The organism is Gluconobacter sp. Gdi, from assembly GCF_014132155.1.
Lineage (GTDB): Bacteria > Pseudomonadota > Alphaproteobacteria > Acetobacterales > Acetobacteraceae > Gluconobacter.
This window is the reverse complement of the sequence record NZ_BLJQ01000001.1, coordinates 81,602-101,030: the sequence shown is the minus strand read 5'-3', so window position 1 is coordinate 101,030 and position 19,429 is coordinate 81,602. Positions and strand designations below refer to the sequence as shown.

Annotated in this window: 19 protein-coding genes and 1 tRNA gene; 12 read left to right on the top strand and 8 right to left on the bottom strand. The window is 55.5% G+C overall.

From position 1 onward, the window contains the following. Nucleotides 1–4: 4 nt before the first annotated feature. Nucleotides 5–1,597, bottom strand: coding sequence for a GMC family oxidoreductase (locus JN414_RS00390; RefSeq protein WP_202206760.1), 1,593 nt, complete (start codon nt 1,595–1,597; stop codon nt 5–7). Between the two features lie 2 nt (nt 1,598–1,599). Next, a complete protein-coding gene (locus JN414_RS00385; protein ID WP_202206249.1) occupies nt 1,600–3,096 on the bottom strand; it encodes an aldehyde dehydrogenase family protein in 1,497 nt (498 codons plus the stop codon). Between the two features lie 36 nt (nt 3,097–3,132). Here JN414_RS00385 and JN414_RS00380 point away from each other — a divergent pair, with 36 nt between their 5' ends. The 3 genes from JN414_RS00380 (at nt 3,133) to JN414_RS00370 (ending at nt 6,015) form a co-directional block, all read left to right on the top strand. Beyond that, on the top strand, nt 3,133–3,363 hold the full coding sequence (locus JN414_RS00380; protein ID WP_202206248.1) for a hypothetical protein: 231 nt from the start codon (nt 3,133–3,135) through the stop codon (nt 3,361–3,363). Between the two features lie 210 nt (nt 3,364–3,573). Then, nucleotides 3,574–4,227: a TetR/AcrR family transcriptional regulator gene (locus JN414_RS00375; protein WP_202206247.1), complete on the top strand. Its 654-nt coding sequence runs from the start codon at nt 3,574–3,576 to the stop codon at nt 4,225–4,227. Between the two features lie 336 nt (nt 4,228–4,563). Next, nucleotides 4,564–6,015 carry a phosphomannomutase gene (locus JN414_RS00370; protein ID WP_202206759.1) on the top strand — a complete coding sequence of 484 codons (1,452 nt, stop codon included), beginning with the start codon at nt 4,564–4,566 and terminating at the stop codon, nt 6,013–6,015. 437 nt (nt 6,016–6,452) lie between these two features. Here JN414_RS00370 and JN414_RS00365 read toward each other — a convergent pair. Next, nucleotides 6,453–6,527: transfer RNA gene (locus JN414_RS00365), tRNA-Thr, on the bottom strand. 55 nt (nt 6,528–6,582) lie between these two features. Beyond that, entirely contained in the window at nt 6,583–6,996 is a 414-nt protein-coding gene (gene dksA / locus JN414_RS00360) for an RNA polymerase-binding protein DksA (protein ID WP_046900902.1), read from the bottom strand. A gap of 231 nt (nt 6,997–7,227) precedes the next feature. Here dksA and JN414_RS00355 point away from each other — a divergent pair, with 231 nt between their 5' ends. Genes JN414_RS00355 through JN414_RS00345 form a run of 3 tightly spaced genes read left to right on the top strand, consistent with a single transcriptional unit; the run spans nt 7,228 to nt 9,061 of the window. Beyond that, complete coding sequence (locus JN414_RS00355; RefSeq protein ID WP_202206246.1) at nt 7,228–8,358, top strand: flagellar basal body P-ring protein FlgI; 1,131 nt, start codon at nt 7,228–7,230, stop codon at nt 8,356–8,358. Beyond that, the gene (locus JN414_RS00350) at nt 8,358–8,657 is read left to right on the top strand and encodes a rod-binding protein (RefSeq protein WP_202206245.1); all 300 of its coding nucleotides are present in this window, start codon (nt 8,358–8,360) and stop codon (nt 8,655–8,657) included. Before JN414_RS00355 ends, JN414_RS00350 begins: the two co-directional genes overlap by 1 nt. After that, nucleotides 8,654–9,061: a flagellar protein FlgN gene (locus JN414_RS00345; protein WP_237389807.1), complete on the top strand. Its 408-nt coding sequence runs from the start codon at nt 8,654–8,656 to the stop codon at nt 9,059–9,061. Before JN414_RS00350 ends, JN414_RS00345 begins: the two co-directional genes overlap by 4 nt. A 12-nt stretch (nt 9,062–9,073) precedes the next feature. Here JN414_RS00345 and JN414_RS00340 read toward each other — a convergent pair whose 3' ends face one another. Together JN414_RS00340 and hpnH are read right to left on the bottom strand one after the other, a co-directional pair. Continuing rightward, nucleotides 9,074–10,366, bottom strand: a complete 1,293-nt coding sequence (locus tag JN414_RS00340; RefSeq protein ID WP_202206244.1) for a hemolysin family protein — start codon at nt 10,364–10,366, stop codon at nt 9,074–9,076. A 154-nt stretch (nt 10,367–10,520) separates the two neighbouring features. Then, on the bottom strand, nt 10,521–11,717 hold the full coding sequence (hpnH, locus tag JN414_RS00335) for an adenosyl-hopene transferase HpnH (protein WP_099210969.1): 1,197 nt from the start codon (nt 11,715–11,717) through the stop codon (nt 10,521–10,523). Nucleotides 11,718–12,019: 302 nt separating this feature from the next. Here hpnH and JN414_RS00330 point away from each other — a divergent pair, with 302 nt between their 5' ends. From JN414_RS00330 to JN414_RS00310, 5 genes are all read left to right on the top strand, one after another. After that, nucleotides 12,020–12,676, top strand: coding sequence for an ABC transporter substrate-binding protein (locus JN414_RS00330; RefSeq protein WP_202206243.1), 657 nt, complete (start codon nt 12,020–12,022; stop codon nt 12,674–12,676). A gap of 58 nt (nt 12,677–12,734) precedes the next feature. Then, entirely contained in the window at nt 12,735–13,949 is a 1,215-nt protein-coding gene (gene hpnI, locus JN414_RS00325; protein WP_202206242.1) for a bacteriohopanetetrol glucosamine biosynthesis glycosyltransferase HpnI, read from the top strand. Next, a complete protein-coding gene (gene hpnJ / locus JN414_RS00320) occupies nt 13,946–15,370 on the top strand; it encodes a hopanoid biosynthesis associated radical SAM protein HpnJ (protein WP_202206241.1) in 1,425 nt (474 codons plus the stop codon). The genes hpnI and hpnJ overlap by 4 nt, the downstream gene beginning before the upstream one ends. Nucleotides 15,371–15,467: 97 nt before the next feature. Beyond that, entirely contained in the window at nt 15,468–16,292 is an 825-nt protein-coding gene (gene hpnK, locus JN414_RS00315) for a hopanoid biosynthesis-associated protein HpnK (protein ID WP_202206240.1), read from the top strand. A gap of 113 nt (nt 16,293–16,405) precedes the next feature. Then, nucleotides 16,406–17,206, top strand: a complete 801-nt coding sequence (locus JN414_RS00310) for a cytochrome c (RefSeq protein WP_237389806.1) — start codon at nt 16,406–16,408, stop codon at nt 17,204–17,206. 55 nt (nt 17,207–17,261) lie between these two features. Here the strand turns inward: JN414_RS00310 and JN414_RS00305 are convergent, their stop codons facing one another. Together JN414_RS00305 and JN414_RS00300 are read right to left on the bottom strand one after the other, a co-directional pair. Beyond that, nucleotides 17,262–18,242 (bottom strand): adenosine kinase, encoded by a 981-nt coding sequence (locus tag JN414_RS00305; RefSeq protein WP_202206238.1) that lies wholly within the window; start codon nt 18,240–18,242, stop codon nt 17,262–17,264. Nucleotides 18,243–18,376: 134 nt separating this feature from the next. Beyond that, nucleotides 18,377–18,643 (bottom strand): hypothetical protein, encoded by a 267-nt coding sequence (locus tag JN414_RS00300; RefSeq protein ID WP_202206806.1) that lies wholly within the window; start codon nt 18,641–18,643, stop codon nt 18,377–18,379. Here JN414_RS00300 and JN414_RS00295 point away from each other — a divergent pair. Beyond that, on the top strand, nt 18,537–19,220 hold the full coding sequence (locus JN414_RS00295; RefSeq protein ID WP_249211332.1) for a polymer-forming cytoskeletal protein: 684 nt from the start codon (nt 18,537–18,539) through the stop codon (nt 19,218–19,220). The two genes, JN414_RS00300 and JN414_RS00295, sit on opposite strands and share 107 nt — an antisense overlap. The last annotated feature ends 209 nt before the right edge of the window (nt 19,221–19,429 follow it).

Here is a 19,429-nt window from a genome sequence, read left to right as displayed (position 1 = left end):
GTTCTCAAGCATTCCCCAGAATAAAGTCCGCCGCTCGTTCACCAATCATGACCGTTGCCGCATTGGTGTTAGACCCAAGCAATGATGGCATGACCGAGCTATCACAAATCCGGATGCCCTCCAGACCATGCACATGCAGGCGTGGATCAACAACCGCCATTTCGTCCCTGCCCATTTTGCACGTGCAGGTCGGATGATAGGATGTGCGTCCCTGCTGGCGGGCATAATCCTCATATGCCTTGAGCGTACGGCCACCGCCTTCTGGCAGGCAGACCTTGCTGATGTATTGTTGCAGCGAGTGGCTGCCGAACATTTCATAGCTCAGGCGAACGCCCTCGGCCGTTGTCCGCAGATCGTCTGGGTGACCCAGAAAATTCGGATCCACAATCGGTGCTTCCCGAGGGTCAGACGAACGCAACGTGACAGACCCACGCGCTTTTGGCCGAAGCGTATAGCTGTTGAGCGTGATGCCGGACGTCCCTTTCGGAACAGACGCCACACCCGCTTCCGCGCCAGCGCCCGCCAGGAAGTGGAACTGAAGATCCGGGCAGCTTGCAGCCGGATCGCCGTACCAGAAGGCTCCGCCTTCCACGACGTTCGACGCCACTGGACCACTTCTAAACAGCGAATATTGTAGGCCAGCCCACATCATCCACTTGTACTGGTTGTACTTGTCGAAACTGTCATGGCCTTTCAGCTCAGCAACAATATCGACACCAAAGTGATCCTGAAGATTCTGACCCACACCCGGCAGATCATGAACAACGGGAATACCGTGTTCTTTCAGATGTGCAGCCGGACCAACACCAGACAGCATCATCAGCTTTGGCGTTCCGATTGCACCGGACGTGACCAGCACTTCCTGCTCAGCACGCGCAGTGTGCATCTGCTTGTCCGCAATGTACTGCACGCCGACTGCACGCTTCCCCTCGAAGACGACCTTCAGAACCATCGCGCCAGTAATCACCGTCAGGTTCTTACGCTTCAGAGCGGGACGCAGATATCCAACGGCCGTAGAGCAGCGCCGGTTATTGCGCACCGTCAGCTGGTAAATACCAGCACCCTGCTGAACTGGACCGTTAAAGTCAGGGTTATACGGAATTCCGATTTCCTGGCAGCTCTGTACGAAGGCGCGGCTGACGGGATTGGGGCAATCCAGGTTCGACACGCCGAGTGGACCATCCGTTCCGTGCCATGATCCCGCAAGAATGGAATTTCCCTCAGAGCGGATGAAATACTTCTGAATGTTCTTGAAGCCCCAGCCGTCAGCTCCCTCCTGCTCCCACCGGTCGAAATCAGATGGATGGCCACGCGTGAAGACTTCGGCATTGATGGATGAACCACCACCGAGAACACGCGCCTGCACATACGGGATCTGGCGGTTATTGGCGTGCTTCTGCGGTGTGGTGACAAGCCCCCATGTCAGGGGGCCTGTCGTCATTTTCGCAAAGCCAACCGGCATGTGAATGAGCGGATTGGTGTCACGCTTGCCTGCTTCGATCAGGCAGACGCGCACCGCCGGGTTTCGGGAGAGACGGGCGGCAAGAACACATCCTGCCGAGCCGCCACCAACGATAACGTAATCGAAACCAGTCATCATTATGCGATCCAGTGCGTCCGTTTGCCGAGATCTACGTGAACGGATTTGATCTGGGTGTATTCTTCCACCCCATACATGCCCGCTTCACGGCCCCAGCCAGACTGCTTGAAACCACCCAGCGGCATTTCAGGGCCGCCAGCCATGATCGTGTTAACCCAGAAGCGCCCGGCCTGAACCTTACGCGTCACCTTCAGGGCCTTACTAATGTCCTTCGTCCAGACAGACGCGGCCAGACCATAAACCGTGTCATTGGCCAACGAGATTGCTTCTTCCAAGGTGCCAAACCGGAAGACGGACAGCACCGGACCAAAGATCTCGTCCGTCGCAATGGACATATCCGGCTTCACATTTGTGAAGAGCGTTGGCGCAATGTACTGCCCACGACCCAGATCGACCTTGTTCCCGCCACACAGAACGCGCGCGCCTTCGGCCTTACCCTTCTCGATATAGTCGAGAATGGTCTTGTTCTGCGCATCCGTTGTAATGGCGCCAATCTGCGTTTCCGGGTCAAACGGGTCGCCCACGCGGATCTTTTCCATCTTAGCGACAACAAGCTTTTCGAACTTGTCGGCTACAGACTCTTCAACGATCAAACGGCTGGACGATACGCAGCATTGCCCGGTGTTGAAGCTGATCCCAAAGGCCACCGCATCGGCCGCATCTTCCAGATCGCTGTCCGCAAAGACGACAATCGGGTTCTTGCCACCAAGCTCCAGACCAAGCTTCTTGAGGTTGCTGTCTGCGGATGCATGGATACAGGATCGGCCAACACCCGTGGAACCAGTGAAGGACAGCATATCTACATCCGGGTGCTGCGTCAGAGCCTGACCAACACTCTTTCCGGTGCCCGTCACGACGTTATAGACGCCCTTTGGCAGGCCGGCTTCCGTTAGAATATCGGCAAGCATCAACGTTGTGGCGCTGGTGACTTCCGCTGGCTTCACGACGACCGTGCAGCCTGATGCCAGAATGAACGGCACTCGCTCACACAGGATCATGAACGGGAAGTTCCAAGGCGTGATGAGGCCAACGACACCCACCGGCTCGCGCAGAACCATTCCGAACAGGCTTTCGCCCAGATTGTTGAAGCTGTCGCCGTGCAGAAGGCGCGCGGCACCGGCAGCCATCTCGAAACAGGAAATACAGTTGTCGATCTCGGCCTTGGCCTGTGAGATCGGCTTGCCGTTTTCCAACACTTCCCAAAAGGCGATGTCATCGCGACGCTGCTTCAGAAGCTCAGCCGTTTTCAGCAGGATCGCACTGCGCTCTGAGCTTGCCAGACCAACCCATGTGCCGTTCTCAAACGCACGACGCGCGGCGGCTACCGCATCATTCAGATCGTCTTCCGTGCAACGTGCAATTCGCGTGACAATAACATCATGACTGGGAGACTTGCGCTCGAACATCTCACGTCCGTGGCGCCACTCACCATCGATGAAAAACCCAAAGTCACGAGCCACTCCGGATGGAGCCAGTTTCTGTGCCATCTTGTTCATTGACGGCTTCTCCCTGTCTTTTTTGACGAGCGCTCAATGACGCATCGTCGTTTCAGATTGTCCCGTGAGCAGACGGTCAGCGCACCAGGATTATTTAACGGTAAAGATACTGTTGAACCGCCTACGGCTGGCGGTGCGCTGGAGGGAGTTTTACCTCATTTTCAAAATGTGCGCTGTGGACAGGACCCTCCACAAGAAGACTATTTCTCCGAAAATGTTTCCGAAAAAACTACTGTTCGAAATGTTTTCCTCACTCCCGCTTCCTGATTTCACCCCTCCACCATGGAGAGATCAAATCGCCCTTCGCACCATCTGGTTACTTTGGTAGCGCATAATGAAAAATCCCATAAATCACGTTATAGTGATAGATAAATCTCTTTTATATGTTATTTTTTATGTGATGTTTTGACGTCTGCGCGTTTCCGGCCATAAAGCGGGAGCTTCAGGCCCGGCTCTAGCAAAAAGCGAGATTTCCCGTTGAGTGCACAGTCCCAAGACACACAGTCGTCCCGCCCTCGCATCCGCGACGCCGAGGCTACGAAGAGCCGGATTCTCGAGGCAGCAAAGAAAGAATTTGCGAAAAATGGCCTTGAAGGAGCCCGTGTCGATACAATCGCGCTAGAAGCCAATGCCAATAAGCGCATGATTTATCACTATTTTGAAAGCAAAGAGAAGCTCTTCCAAACTGTTCTGGAAAACGCGTATTTTGATATTCGGGAATCCGAGAAGAAGCTGGACCTGGATAGTCTGGACCCAAGAGAAGCTCTGGAACGACTCGTCCGTTTTACCTGGAACTACTACATTCAGAATCCTGAATTCATTTCACTGGTGAATAGCGAGAATCTGGCTCAGGCCCGGCATCTGAAGTCTTCCGATGCCGTCAAAATTGTCAGTCGACGCTTCGTCGGCCTTGTCGACACGATTTTGAAGCGTGGGTTGGCACAAGGCCTCTTTCGAGAGGGCGTTGATCCCGTCCAGCTCAATATCACCATTGCAGCAGTCAGCTACTACTACTTCACAAACCAGTACACAGGCTCAATCATCTTCGAACGGGAACTGATGTCTGAGGCCGCTCAGGCAGAGCGCATTCGCTTTAACATCGAGACGATTTTGAGAATTGTTTCTCTTTGAGCACGGCACGAATTTAAAGAAAACGCAGGACGATCTCATAATAGCCAGCTCGATCCCGACGGTGAGGATGCACAGTCCCTTCCAGGAGCGCTGGTCGACCAAGGCATGCTCCACGCGTGAGGGTATCAAACGACAGACGCCTGTTTTTGCTTCCTTCCAAATACGCTAGAATTTTGCCCAGATTTGGTTGAAATGCCTTAAAACCTACAGTCCGCGAAATGGCTTTCAAACGAGCCAGGCGCTATCAGAAAAACCTACGAGTAAATCTCTGATACTAATTATTAAATAGCTACCACTCAGACGGGATAGAATTGAGATATGAAGATTTCAGAGTGGATGGTGCAGTCTGGCGTCCCATTCGGAACGAGCGGAGCCCGCGGCCTTGTTACGGCCATGACAGATGCTGTGTGCTTTGCCTACACTGTGGGGTACCTAAAGCACCTTGAAACACTAGGGGAATTTTCTCCCGGAACATCTGTGGCTATTGCTGGTGACCTTCGCCCCAGTACACCGAGCATTCTAAGGGCGTGCGCCGCTGCAATTGCCTGGATGAAGGGTGAGCCAGTCTTCTGTGGTTTCGTACCGACACCTGCCCTAAGCCTCTACGCCTTCTCTCGCGGTATCCCGTCTCTCATGGTGACCGGCAGTCACATTCCTGATGACCGCAATGGGATCAAATTCAATCGTGCCCATGGCGAATTCCTGAAAGACGATGAAGCTGCCATGCGGACACAGGACGTTGTTCTGCCTGAGGGTTGGTTTGACGCACAGGGTCATCTGAGAACAGACTTCACACTTCCTGCCGTCACCGACGTTATTGCCGATTACATAGAGCGCTATCGTCACTTCTTTGGTGCCGCCTCCTTGTCCGGTCTGACACTGGGAATTTACCAGCACTCCGCGGTCGGTCGTGACGTTCTGGTCACCATTGTCGAAGCTCTGGGCGGAAAAGCGGTTCCACTAGCACGCTCTGATGTATTCGTTTCCGTGGATACGGAAGCCGTGCGTCCGGAGGACGTGGATCTGGCGCACGACTGGGCTAAGGAGGGGCAGTATGATGCCATCCTTACCACAGATGGTGACTCGGATCGTCCTCTTCTGGCCGATCAGAAAGGCCGCTGGATCCGGGGAGACGTTCTGGGTATTCTGGCTGCCCGGAAGCTGGGAGCTGCAGCAGTCTCAACTCCAATCAGCAGCAACACCGCGCTTGAAGCATCAAGATTTGTCCCCTCTGTCCGACGGACACGAATTGGCTCGCCATTTGTTGTCTCCGCAATGATGGATGCAGCGGCAGAAGGCTTCGTACCTTCCATGGGCTATGAGGCCAATGGCGGCTTCCTGTTAGCCAGTAATATTGTTCAAGATGGAAAAATACTTCGGTCCCTCCCAACGCGGGATGCGGTTCTTCCCATGCTTTGTGCGCTCATTGCAGCACAGGGCTGTCAGGACGGTCTTGCAGGGCTTCTCCCCACCCTTCCACCCCGCTTTACAGTCAGTGACCGGTTGAAAGAGATCGCTACGGAACGCAGCAGAGCACAGCTTCAGATACTCCGTGACGATATTCCTGGTGTGACCAACATGCTGGGATTCGTGACCATGTGTGGTCCTGTGACGCAGGTAGATGAGACGGACGGCATACGTATGACGTTCAAGCAGGGCGACATTATTCATTTACGTCCGTCAGGCAATGCTCCGGAATTACGCCTCTATGTGGAAGCTGAGACTCAGGAACGGGCTGAAGAATTACTCACTCAAAGCCTGCAGAATGTTGCTAAATGGCTAGCCTAACAATCTACAGCTCGCCGGTATCTCTAAGTAATTATCCAGAGAATGACTGGAAGACGGACTGCCTGATTCTGGGGTCCAAACTTTGCTGACGTATTTCTAAGGCTTTATAGGCCGTAAGCGCGTATCTGTGTTTTGGATAAAATCTACAAGGATGGCCGCAGAAGCGCAGCGGCCTGTTCTCATATCGCCAGCCCACCATATAGTCGGCGTAGACAACGAACACCGCTGAACAAGCGGTGTTCCGTTCGAAATGATGGCGCAATTCTTAGGAAAGAGCGTGCGGCGAGATTGAAATGCTTTATGGGCATCATACTCAAGCACGCAGTGACGGCCTTATCTGGCTCGCTCAGTTAATGCCTCTTAAACCTTGATGTGGCATGTGGCCTACCGTAGCAGCCAAGGCCAAGCAAAGCTTCAACGAATTTCTGGGAAAAGACTGGTGCTGCTGGACAGGATTGAACTGTCGACCTCTCCCTTACCAAGGGAGTGCTCTACCACTGAGCTACAGCAGCAGTACCGGTGCCTTGGCGCGCTTCGTATCTCTTCAGCGCGCCAAGTGCAACCCCCTTAATCGTCGCGATGTACCTTTTCCATGCGCTCGTGACGTTCCTGAGCGTCGATGGAAAGTGTAGCAATCGGGCGTGCTTCCAAGCGCTTCAGACCGATAGGCTCGCCGGTTTCCTCACAGAAACCGTAGCTTCCGTCTTCGATCCGAAGCAGAGCCATATTGATCTTGGCAATAAGCTTACGCGCACGGTCACGGGTTCTTAGCTCGAAAGCACGATCCGTTTCGACGCTTGCACGGTCTGTAATGTCAGATTCATGAATCCCGCCTTCTGAGAGACTGGCAAGTGTGCCGTCAGCCTCTTTCAGCAGGTCCGCACGCCAGCGCAGAAGCTTCTGCCTGAAGTACTCCACCTGGAGGGGGTTCATGAATTCTTCTTCGTCGGAAGGGGTATAATCCGGCGGTAGCGTAATCATGCGCATCCAATCCCAGCTAATCCGCCAACGTCCGATCGATAGCCGCGGGCGATAACGCGCGGCTTATAGCCATCACAGATCATTTCGCCAACCCCGTAGATCTTTATTCCATATCTCCTTCAACCGCAGAATTCCGCGCCCGTGTTAGGTGTTTCTTTACGATACCGCGTCATCCTGAGTGTCAAAGGGTCTTTGTTACAGTTTAACCCGTCAGGATTTCACTGAACTTTCATGTCTGTCCTCTTCAGCTCTCATCCAATTTTTCGGCGCCTAACTGCTGTTTTCTGCGCTTTTATCCTGTCCATCCCGTCTCTGACGCTGGCTGCCACCGTCCGCATCAAGGACATCACGGACATGGAAGGCGTGAGAACCAACCAGTTGATTGGCTATGGCCTCGTGGTGGGACTCAACGGCACAGGGGACCGGCTGACAAATTCCATTTTTACCCGAGAGACTCTGATTTCCATGCTCAACCGGCTCGGTGTCAACATTCGGGATCAGGAGACACAGTTACAGACTCATGACGTCGCAGCCGTCATGGTCACGGCAGACCTGCCGGCGTTTGCCCATGGTGGAAATAGAATCGACGTCACGGTTTCAGCAGCCGGAGATTCCTCCTCCCTGACAGGGGGCACACTCCTCGTTACCCCTCTCATGGCAGCAGATGGCGAAGTTTACGCCGTCGCGCAGGGTAGCCTAGCGACAAATGCATTCAGTGCCCGCGGTGCTGCTGCTTCCGTGACGCGCAACGTTCCAACCAGTGGCCATATCGCAAATGGTGCGGTTGTGGAGCGTGAGGTTCCGTTCGATCTCAGTCACCGCAAAAACCTGCATCTCAGCCTCCGGAACCCTGATCTGACGACAGCAAGCCGAATGGCAGCCGTTATCAACCGCACAATAGGTCCCATCGCTGTTGTCGAAGACCCTCGAACAGTCGTTCTGGACCTCAGTTCCCGTGACCCGGTTCCCACACTGTCTCGCATCGGAGACCTGCTGGTGACGCCCGACAACCCCGCCAAGGTTATCGTGGACGAAGCCAGCGGAACAATCATCATGGGCGCTGACGTCCGTATCAGCACAGTGGCGGTTGCGCAGGGCAATCTGACCGTTCAGATCACGGAAACCCCACAGGTTTCTCAGCCTGGACCGTTTTCAAACGGTCAGACCGCTGTTGTCCCTCGTACCAATGTCAAAGTTGATACGGGCAAGAATAACCATTTAGCCGTTCTTCCAGGTGGAACGACCTTAAGAGAACTGGTGTCCGGCCTGAACGCACTCGGGGTTGGCCCGCGTGACATGATCAGCATTCTGCAAGCCATCAAAGCGGATGGAGCCCTGCAGGCAGAACTGGAGATGCGCTGATGACTGCCTCAAACCTAAAGCCACTATCACAGGGCTATGCCCTTCATGACAATGCCCCGGATGCTGCAAAGACCCTTAAAGCAGCGCGGGATTTTGAATCCATGACCATCAACCAGATGCTCCAACCCATGTTCCAGTCCAGCGAGGATAGTCAGAATATGTTCAGTGGAGGAGCGGGAGAGCAGCAATTCCGTCCCATATTGGTGGAGCAAATTGCGAAGCAGATGGAGAACAACGGCGGCCTGGGCATGACAGACGCCATTGATCGACAGATGCTGGCCATGCAGGAAAAAAAATGATGACCACGTCCATCATCTCAGCAATGAAAAAGCTTATTGCGATTCTGGCGCTTGAAAATGATGCCCTGTCAGAAGCGCGACTTTCTGACGCCCTGAAGCTTATTCCACAGAAACAAGACATAGCAGCAGAACTGGAAACAGCCATCGCAACGGCCTCTGAAAAGGATGCGTGTGCTTTTGCAGGTACACCATTGTCTCCAGAGCATCGTAGTCTTCTGGAAGAGATGATCGCGCTAGGAAAGCGAAACGGCGAGTTACTCCAGCACGCAATTTCTTCGCAGAAACGCGTCATAGAACTCCTGACAACTTTTCCACCGTCAGAAATGGTTCAGGGCTATGGGCATACAGGGACGTATGCCCAGGAGGAAGGACAACGGCAGGCACTGTTCATTAGCCGTGCCTGACCAGAAGCAGAATTAGTCTTCAGCTAGAACCTGCCTGCTAACCTTAACCTTCGAGACGCGGCGGCGATCCATTTCCAGCACTTCGAACAGCCAGCCTTCAAAGGCGACCTTATCGCCTCTAGCTGGAACACGCCGCAACAAAGCCAGAATTACCCCACCCAGAGTATGATAACTGCCTCCCCCTGGCAGCTCCGGCAGGTCCAGGCGAGAGCGGAGCTCATCGGCAGGCATGAATCCATCAAACAGATATTCATCCCCGCCTTCGGCAGCCTGAAGTTCGAAGGAATTGGCTTCGGTCTTTTCTTCACCAACAATGGCTTCGAAAACGTCAGACGGTGTCACGATGCCTTCGAAAGAGCCGTATTCGTCCAGAACGAAAGTTATGCCGATATTTACACCACGCAGGCGTTCAATCATGTCCTGCGCGCTCAGACTATCAGGAATGACAGGGGGCTCGCGCAATGCTGCCTCAATGGACACCGGCATTCCCAGCAACAGACGGTCCATGATGTCTTTGGCAAGAATGACACCGACCGGATGATCGACGTCCCCCTCACACACTACGATACGCGCATAGGATGACTGCCTGAGCTTACGCACGAGCGTTTCCTGGTCAGCGTGACGATCCACCCAGAACAGCTCATTACGAGGTGTCATGATGGCTCGGACGGGACGGTCAGCCAGCCGGAGCAGGCGTTCGATCATGGCCTGTTCGTCCGTTTCCAGAACGCCCGCGCGCGCGCCTTCAGCGAGAACAGCTCGGAGTTCCTCCTCCGTCACAGCGGCACGGGTTAGAGGTCCGACACGAAGCAGGCGCAGTACAAGCGACGACGTGCCGCTCAGAAGCCACACGACAGGCTGAGCCACACGGGCGACGACGACCAGGAGCCAGGACAGGCGAGACGCGATGATCTCAGGCTGCTGCAACGCAATCTGCTTGGGAACCAGTTCACCAAATACCAGCATCGCAAAAGTTATGATCGCCACGACCAGAACAATCGAGAGCTCACCCGCAAAGGGGTGCAGAGCGGGAACGGTTGCTATCCAGTCCCGGATGTTGGCTTCAATCTGGCTACCACCAAACGTACCTTCCAGAATCGAAACCAGCGTCATGCCGATCTGAACGGTAGGAAGAAACGCATGCGGGTCTTCCGCAAGGCGGAGTGCTGCGGGCGCGCCGCGGAAACCCTGCTTTGCAAGGACTTCCAGCCGAGGGCGCTTGGCTGAAATAAGTGCCAGCTCTCCCATGGCAAAAACAGCGTTCAGAAGAATAAGCAGGCAAATAACAAAGATCGGGGTCAACATGGTCCGGCCGGAGTAATGAGACCCTGATGATAGTCAGGACTGCCGTTCGACACCATGACATTCATGCCACACTCATAGTTCTGTATGACAGAATACAAAAAAACCGGCCTTGAAGGCCGGTCTTTCTGCATAACCCAGTCCAAAAAAGACTGTGTCAGTCAGCGGCGTCAGCTGCCGCAGTCACAGTATTGGCTGCCGGCCGGCCATTTACACGGACACGCGGACCACGAGCCGGTTTGCCACCTGTCGTGATCTTTTCCATCTGCTGCTCAACCTGCGCTTCATAGCCGTATTCGGCAGGACGCTGGTTGGCGAGCGAGATTTCCGGAACCATCGGCTTTTCAGTTTCCGGCCCGAACAGTGCGACCTTGGCGATGTGCCAGGGACGACGAACGGCATCCATCACAGCTGTGGATTCGTAGCCTGAGTGAACCATGCAGTCAGCGCATTTCTCATATGCGCCTGTGCCATACTTCTCCCACTCGGTGTCGTCCATCAACTCCTTGAAGGTTTTGGCATAGCCTTCACCCAGCAGATAGCAGGGACGCTGCCAGCCAAACACCGTACGAAGGGGCTTGCCCCAAGGTGTGCAGTGGTAGTTCTCGTTACCAGCAAGGAAGTTCAGGAACAGCGGCGACTGTGTGAAGCGCCACTTCTTGCCCTTACCCAGACGGAAGACATCGCGGAAAAGCTGCTTGGTCTTCTGGCGGTTCAGGAAGTGAGCCTGGTCCGGAGCGCGCTCGTAAGCATAGCCCGGAGCCGTCATGATGCCATCAACGCCCAGAGCCATGACTTCATCGAAGAACGCAGCCAGACGCTCGGGAACCGCACCATCAAAGACCGTGCAGTTGATGGAAACGCGGAAGCCACGTGCCTTGGCGGCCCGAATTGCTGCTGTCGCCTTCTCGAACACGCCGTCCTGACAGACCGACGAGTCATGCATCAGCTTGTCGCCGTCCAGATGCACGTCCCAGGAGAAGAAGTGGGATGGCTCGTAATCGTCGAGCTTCTTCTCAAGGAGAAGACCGTTTGTGCAAAGGTAAACGTACTTCTTGCGCGCAATCAGACCCTTGATGATCTGAGGCATTTCCTTGTGCAGAAGGGGTTCACCACCTGCAACGGCAATGACGGGGGCGTCTGCTTCCGTGTCGGCATCCAGACATTCCTGCAAGCTCATGCGCTGGTTCAGGATCTGTGCCGGGTAGTCGATTTTACCACAACCGGCACACGCCAGATTGCAGCGGAACAGCGGTTCGAGCATCAGGACCAGCGGATATCGCTTGCGGCCCGTGAGGTGCTGCTTGACAACGTACCGTCCGACTCGGACAGCCTGCATCAAAGGAACGGCCATTATAATCCTCTGGTTCTAGCCACCGACAGTGTGCGCCGTGACAGCGCGCCGGGGCCCTAAACATCTGAATGAGGCCCGTATGGCCTAGGCAATGTCGGTTTGTGTTAACCGGCACCGAGAAGGCGCATCGGACTCTTGATTGACTGGCTATAGCCTCATTGCCATGTGGGCCTCAATGTCGTTGGTTGCAATTCTATGTAGTGATGTGGCCATTCGACCACAGAACGATTTCCGCATCCGGCGGTTGATACCGTGCAGCAAGAGCATGACCTCTTGCATAAAACGTCTCAGAGGACGAAAGCATGACCATGAATTCCCGATTTGCCCAGAACGCGACTCTGTCCCTTCTTGTGACCAGCCTCTTCGCAGGCGTCCCGGTGGCAGCAGCGCAAGCCCAGACCGCCCCAGCAGCCAGCGAAAGCTCTGCATCCGCGCCAGCCGCGCCAATTCAGGGTTTGTATGATGCTCTGAAAACTGCGCAGACGACGGGCAAGACTGCACAGCAACGCGCCGCGATGATTGCGCCGGCCGTTGACCATGCGTTTGATCTTGAGGCCATTCTGCGTCGCTCTGTGGGGGTGCGCTATAATAATCTGAGCGCAGCTGATCGCACCCGTCTGCTTGGATCGTTCCGTCAGTTCACAATCGCGCGATATGCATCTTCTTTCAAACCGGGAAGCAACGCTGTCTTCACGATCCTGCCACAGACCCGCCCTAACCCAACGGGTGGACAGATTGTGGATACGACCATTGGCGGCGGTTCTGATGGTGGCACGCCAATCGATTACATCATGACGAATGGCCCATCAGGCTGGCGCATCACAGACATTCTTCTGGATGCCCATATCAGCCAGGTTGCCGCACAACGTGCCGATTTCGGCGGCGCTCTGTCTCAGGGCGGTGCAAGCGGTCTTGCAGATCTGCTGGACCGGAAAACGACCAAATTCCTGCATGATTGAGTCCCGCGCGGCTACGAAGCTCTTCCTTCCTGATGTGAAGGGGAGATAAAAGACCGCCGTGCCTTCACCTCTCTCCATTGCAGCTGGCTTCTGTACACTCGTATCTGTAGCTGGAAATATTCAGGCCCTTACGGGGGCTACCCTTCTTGCACGTTTCCGCACGCGGGAACGTCGAGAGGACGAGGCCGTCCGCATGTCGGGCAGGCGTTGGCCAGCTGTTACAGTACTCAAGCCTCTTCACGGCAATGAGCCTCTGCTCCGGGAAGCGCTTGAGAGTGTCTTCGCGCAGGACTATCCGGACTTCCAGATTGTCTTTGGCGTTCACGACGAAGCCGATACGGCTCTGTTCGTCGTTCAGGATCTTCGGCAGAAACATCCGCATGTCCCTGTCAGCATTGTCATCAATGCTGCGGAACATGGTCCGAACCGGAAAGTCAGCAACCTCATCAACATGTTTGATGAGGGGCAGCACGATGTTCTGGTCATTTCAGACTCTGACATTCACTGCGCTCCGACTTACCTGAAGCACGTCGTTTCCAGCCTCGAAACTCCAGGTGTCGGACTTGTGACGACTCTTTATGCCGGGCGCACAGCTGGTGGAACGCTGGTCCAGCAACTTGGCGCCTGTCAGATCAACCACAATTTTCTGCCAGGCGTGATGATGTCACGCCTGCTGGGTCGTCAGGACTGTCTGGGCGCCACCATGGCTCTCACTCGACAGACATTGACTGAAATTGGCGGACTGGAAGCTCTGGTCGATCACGTGGCCGACGATGCTGAACTTGGTCAGCTTGTCCGTCAGCGTGGTCAGGGCATCGCCATTGCGCCGTCCCTCACCCATACCACCGTTGGCGAACATACCCTCAGCGAGTTGCTCTCTCACGAGTTACGCTGGGGCAGAACCGTCAAGAATGTTGAACCCGTCGGCTATGGCCTGTCTTCCATTCAGCTCCCGCTGTTCTGGGCCGTCACAGCCGTTCTTTTTCGTCCCAACACATGGTGGACCTGGCTGCTGCTTGGGCTGACATGGGCCATTCGTGGCCTTGGAAGCCGCATTATAGACCGTGCAACGGAGTGTCCTTTGCCCGCTGCAATCCCTCTTCTGGTCATCCGTGACTGGCTCTCCGCAGCCATCATGGTGGGCAGTGCAAGAGGGTCACGCGTTGCATGGCGCGGCAGAACGGTCCATATCGCCCGAAGAAAACGTAAATCTTCGGCGCGCGCCACAGCGTTCCAGTCTGGCGCCACCACCCACAGGAGTGTCCGATCATGATGAGAACCCTTTTTCTCCAGCCTCCTTCCTTCGACGGCTTCGATGGTGGTGCTGGTTCCCGTTATCAGGCCAAGCGTGAAATCAAGTCTTTCTGGTTTCCAACATGGCTGGCTCAGCCGGCAGCTCTGGTGCCCGGCTCCCGCTTGATCGATGCCCCACCGGCGAAGATGGGCATGGATCCGATCCTTGAGGACGTGAAGAATCGCGACCTCGTCGTCATGCACACCTCCACGCCGTCCTTCGCATCAGACGTCCGCGTGGCGCAGATGATCAAAGACGCCAACCCGAAGATCATGATCGGCATGGTCGGCGCCAAGGTTGCCGTGCAGCCTGACGAGAGCATGAGACAGGGTAGCCCGATCGACTTCGTGGCGCGCAACGAGTTCGATTTCACAATCAAGGAAATCGCCGAGGGCAAGCCGCTGGCGGAAGTGGACGGCATCACCTGGCGTAATGCTGACGGCGAGATCATCGCGAACAAAGAACGCGCGATGATTGAGGACATGGACAGCCTTCCGTTCGTAACGGAAGTCTACAAGCGTGATCTCAACATCAACGACTACTTCATCGGCTACCTGAAGCACCCTTACATTTCCATCTACACGGGTCGTGGCTGCAAATCCCGCTGCACGTTCTGCCTGTGGCCGCAGACGGTTGGCGGCCATCGCTACCGCACGCGTAGCCCGGAGCATGTTGCTGCCGAGATCCGTCTCGCCAAGCAGTACTTCCCGGAAGTACAGGAATTCATGTTCGATGATGACACCTTCACGGACGATCTGCCGCGCGCCGAAGCGATTGCCCGTGAAATGGGCAAGCTGGGCGTTACGTGGTCCTGCAATGCCAAGGCGAACGTTCCTTACGACACGCTGAAGATCATGAAGGAGAACGGCCTGCGTCTTCTCCTCGTGGGTTATGAGAGCGGCAACCAGCAGATCCTTCACAACATCAAGAAGGGCATGCGCGTCGAAGTCGCCAAGGAATTCACGAAGAACTGCCACAAGCTGGGCATCAAGATCCATGGCACGTTCATTGTCGGCCTGCCGGGCGAAACGAAGGAAACCATTCAGGAGACCATCGCTTTCGCCAAGGAAATCAACCCGCACACGCTGCAGGTTTCTCTGGCCGCTCCTTATCCGGGCACGGCACTCCACAAGCAGGCAACCGAGAATGGCTGGCTGAACGTGGATGCGGCCGAGCTGATTGACGAGAACGGTGTGCAGATTGCTCCCCTGCATTATCCACACCTGTCGCACACGGAAATCTTCGAGAGCGTCGAAGAATTCTATCGGAAGTTCTATTTCCGCGGCTCCAAGATCGCTTCCATCCTGAACGAGATGATCCGCAGCCCGCAGATGATGAAGCGTCGTCTGCGCGAAGGTGTGGAATTCTTCCAGTTCCTCAAGGACCGTCACGCGGCCTGAGACCGTCCCTGACGGCCTCGTTTTCTCAAAAAGGGGCATGGCTTGACGGCCATGCCCCTTTTTTCATGACCTTCTTCCCCTATTCCGGAGCTTCATCGTGACCCGTCGCGCCATTGTTTCCGCCGATGATTTCGGCATGAGCCTGGAAGTCAACGAAGCCATCGAGGCAGCCCATCGCAAGGGCGTCCTTTCAACGGCAAGCCTGATGGTCGCCGGAGATGCCGCAGCGGACGCAATCCGTCGGGCCAAGTCCATGCCCAATCTGCGGGTGGGGCTACATATTGTCGCCATCGAAGGGAAATCCGTCCTGGATCTTCCCGCCATCACGGATGAACAGGGTTGGTTTGGTCGCAACCAGCTTCGGCTAGGCGTCGAATATTTCTTCAGCCCTCATGCCCGAAGCGCTATCCGTCGTGAAATTGAAGCGCAGTACCGCGTCTTTGCCCGTACAGGCCTTCCGCTGGATCACGCAAATGCCCACAAGCATATGCATCTCCACCCCACTGTAGGGCGCTTCCTGATTGAATCGGGGCTGGAGCATGGCCTGAAAGCTGTGCGCTCTCCGTTTGAGCCACCTGAGCCTGTGGACGCAAAAGATAGCATCGGTGATCGCGCCTTGCGTCGCTGGATTGGAGTCCTTCGCCATCAGATCCACAAAGCGGGCCTCAAGACGAACGACTGGTGTTTCGGGCTGCGCTGGTCTGGCCATATGACGCCTGATCGTATCCGTTCCCTGATCCCCAAACTGCCGGATGGGGTTAGCGAGATCTATTTCCATCCCGCCACAGCCCAAAATGCCATGATGCACCGCTTTATGCCGACCTATGATCAGGAGGGAGAACTGGCCGCTCTTCTCGATTCCGGTGTTCGCGACGCTTTCACACAGGAAAAGATAGATCGGATTGGCTGGTCGGATCTTTAAGGCGTCGGACCGCTCGTTTTTTTGCTGTTTACTCACTCCGTTCCGAGATCATTATGATATCAGGGAACTGTAGACTTTTGAATTAACAAGGATTTAGAGGGGTGAAGGCAAGAATGAACGGACGGCATGTTTTCAAACGACTGTTTTTTCTCGTCGGGCTTGTAGCCTCACCAGCCTGGGCTAATCCATCCACAGTTCTGAGCGTCAAAGACGGCGATACCGTTCATAAATTCAGCGTTGAAGAGCTTCTGCATCGCCCGGAAACCCAGAGGCTCGATCTGTCCCATATCAAGCAGCCTCTAGGACCAGACGTTCCCGCGATCCCACTTTCAGCGCTGATCCATCAGGATGATGCGCTGGCTTTTCAGGCCACAGATCTTTTTACGGCGGAAATTCCCAGGAGTGTCTTTGAACAGGCACGCAAACATCACGTCACTGCGTGGATCGCCATTGAAGACAAGGAATGGCCTAAACGCCGTCCTCACGGCCATGACCTGGGACCATTTGCCCTTGTGTGGACCGGCGAGGAAGTTGGCATCATCAAGCAGGAACAATGGGTCGACCAGCTCGCTGCCATTACCCCATCCTCAAGTAATGAGCTGCCGTCTGGCACGAGCGAACCCGCCGCAAAAGGCCAGGTCATTTTTGCAGAAAACTGCCTGCCCTGCCATCAGCTCATGGGCGTTGGCGAGGGAAGCATGGGACCGGATCTCGGGCGCCCCATCCCGGTAACAGAGTACATAACGCCCAAGGGATTCCGGGCCATCATCCGCAACCCGAAGCAGGTCAGGAAGTGGCCAAGCGAACACATGGAGTCTTTTCCGGAAAGCGCCATCTCGGAAAGCGATCTGGATGCACTCTGGACCTATCTTCAGGAAGTCGGCCAGTCAGGATTGGCCCAGAAACATCTTTGAAGCGTAGGACTATGGGATGATCCGGGAAATAACTTCCCCGGATCACGTATTGCCCTCAGGCGCGCAGAGTAAAATCTTCCTGCGGCCGCGCACCAAAGCGCGTGATGATGGCACCAGCAGCCTGATTGCCGAGCTTCGCGCAAGTCACAAGATCATGCTGCTTGCTCAGGCCAGCAAGGAATCCGGCCGCAAATGCATCACCAGCGCCGGTCGTATCCACAACCTTGACCGGCGTAGTTGGAACATCGTGACGCTCGCCCTTGCTGATAACGACAGCGCCCTTTTCGCTCCGCGTGATGATAGCCAGCTGGGTTTCTGCAGCGACCTGACGCAGGGCTTCTTCGAAATCAGTCGTTTCGTACAGCGCCAGAAGCTCGGCTTCGTTGGCAAAGAGAATATCGACGTGACCGGCAACGAGCCCACGGAATGCCGCGTGATGACGGCCCACGCAGAACGTATCTGACAGTGTCAGAGCAACCCGACGGCCAGCCTTGCGGGCCAGCGTGGCGGCATGTTCGAAAGCCGCCTGAGCATGGGGCTTATCGTACAGATAGCCTTCCATGTACGTGATGGCAGCATCCGTGACTGTCTCTTCGTGAACGTCTGCCGGTGTGAATTCCGTGCAAGCCCCGAGATAAGTGAACATGGTACGCTGCCCATCGGGCGTCACGAGCACGATGCAGCGCGCGGTCGGGATTTCTTCAGACGCAGCCAGCGGCTGGGACGGAAAAGTCAGGCCCTGATCGCGGATGTCCTGCGCAAAATGCGTCCCGGCCTGATCTTCAGCGACCTTGCCAAGATAAGAGACTTTTGCGCCCATACGGGCCGCAACCACGGCTGTGTTGGCACCGGAGCCGCCACCGGCCACACGCTCTACAGCTATACGGTTTTCAATGTCCTGCGCGGTTGCGGCATCAATCAGTGTCATGCTGCCTGGAGTTGCACCAAGATCGGCAATAACAGCCGGGTCAACAGAGGCAAGAACATCGACAATCGCGTTGCCGATGCAGAGGAGATCATGCTTGGGGGCTGACATTAAGGCTCCAGAGTTCACAAAAAGGCAAAAAATCGTTCAAGACGCCATCTGCGCCATTAAATCAACACGATCATAGGTGCCCTCTGGGAACACGCCAACACCCGGGACGAATGCACTCTCCTGTTCTGCGCATGTCAGATTATGACATTTGCACGCAAGCGCGGGTTGTCCGTTCGGGGCGTGACCGTGTAAGCCTTGTCAGAGGCCGTTCCTGACAAACCCTGCACCAGCAGGTCCGGTGTCGAGCGGCCGAGACATAGTCCTTGTTCTTTCCAGATCCGTAGCGGGGTTTCCTTGTTCAGAAGACGCAAACCGGAAGAAGACGCAAAGCCTGCCGAGACAAGCAAGCTCGCCGGGCAGCCCATCTTTCCCAACCGGCCGGATGCTTCCAGCCAGACCACTCCTGCGTCCGGATCCGGAACAGCCAGCCCGCAGCCCAACCAGCAGAAGGACCCCGCATCTATGGGTCGTACCCCTTTCCCGGCGCCGCCATCCCCGAACAACCTGCCGGGCGCAACGCCGGCAACTGCGCCCCGTCCGGGTGCAGCAGGCGTACCGGGAGCACCGCGCCAGACGGGTCCGGAGCGTCGCACGCTGGTCGTCGGCCGTGGTATCAGCGTTCAGGGTTCGGTTCAGGATGCCGAGCGTCTGGTCGTTGAAGGGACTGTCGAGTCCAGCATGATTCAGGCGGCGGAAGTCGTTGTTGCACAGGGCGGTGTCTTCCGCGGTGCGATCGAAGTTGAAGATGCAGAAGTTGCCGGCACGATTGACGGCACACTGACTGTCAACGGCAGCCTTACAATCCGCGGCAGCGGTCGTCTGATCGGCAAGGCAAAGTGCCGTCGTCTGCAGGTTGAAGATGGTGGCCAGATCACCGGTCAGCTCGAAATGATCACGGATGGCGTCGCCCCACGCTCCCCGATCGTGGAACCTGCGAAGGCTGCTCCGGAAGCCGCTGAGGAAAAAGCTGAAGGCTGATCCAGCCTCCATCTTTCTCTGAAGGTATCGAAAAGCCCGCTTCCCCTGACTGGGGAGCGGGCTTTTTCGTATACGCAATGTCCCGGGAAAGCCCACTTCTGATACAAATCCACTTTCTCTATAATAAATTTACTTTTAATAAATATAAATTCATTACAGGCCGTATAGAATACACGACTTCAAACAACAGATTAAATCTGCATTTAATT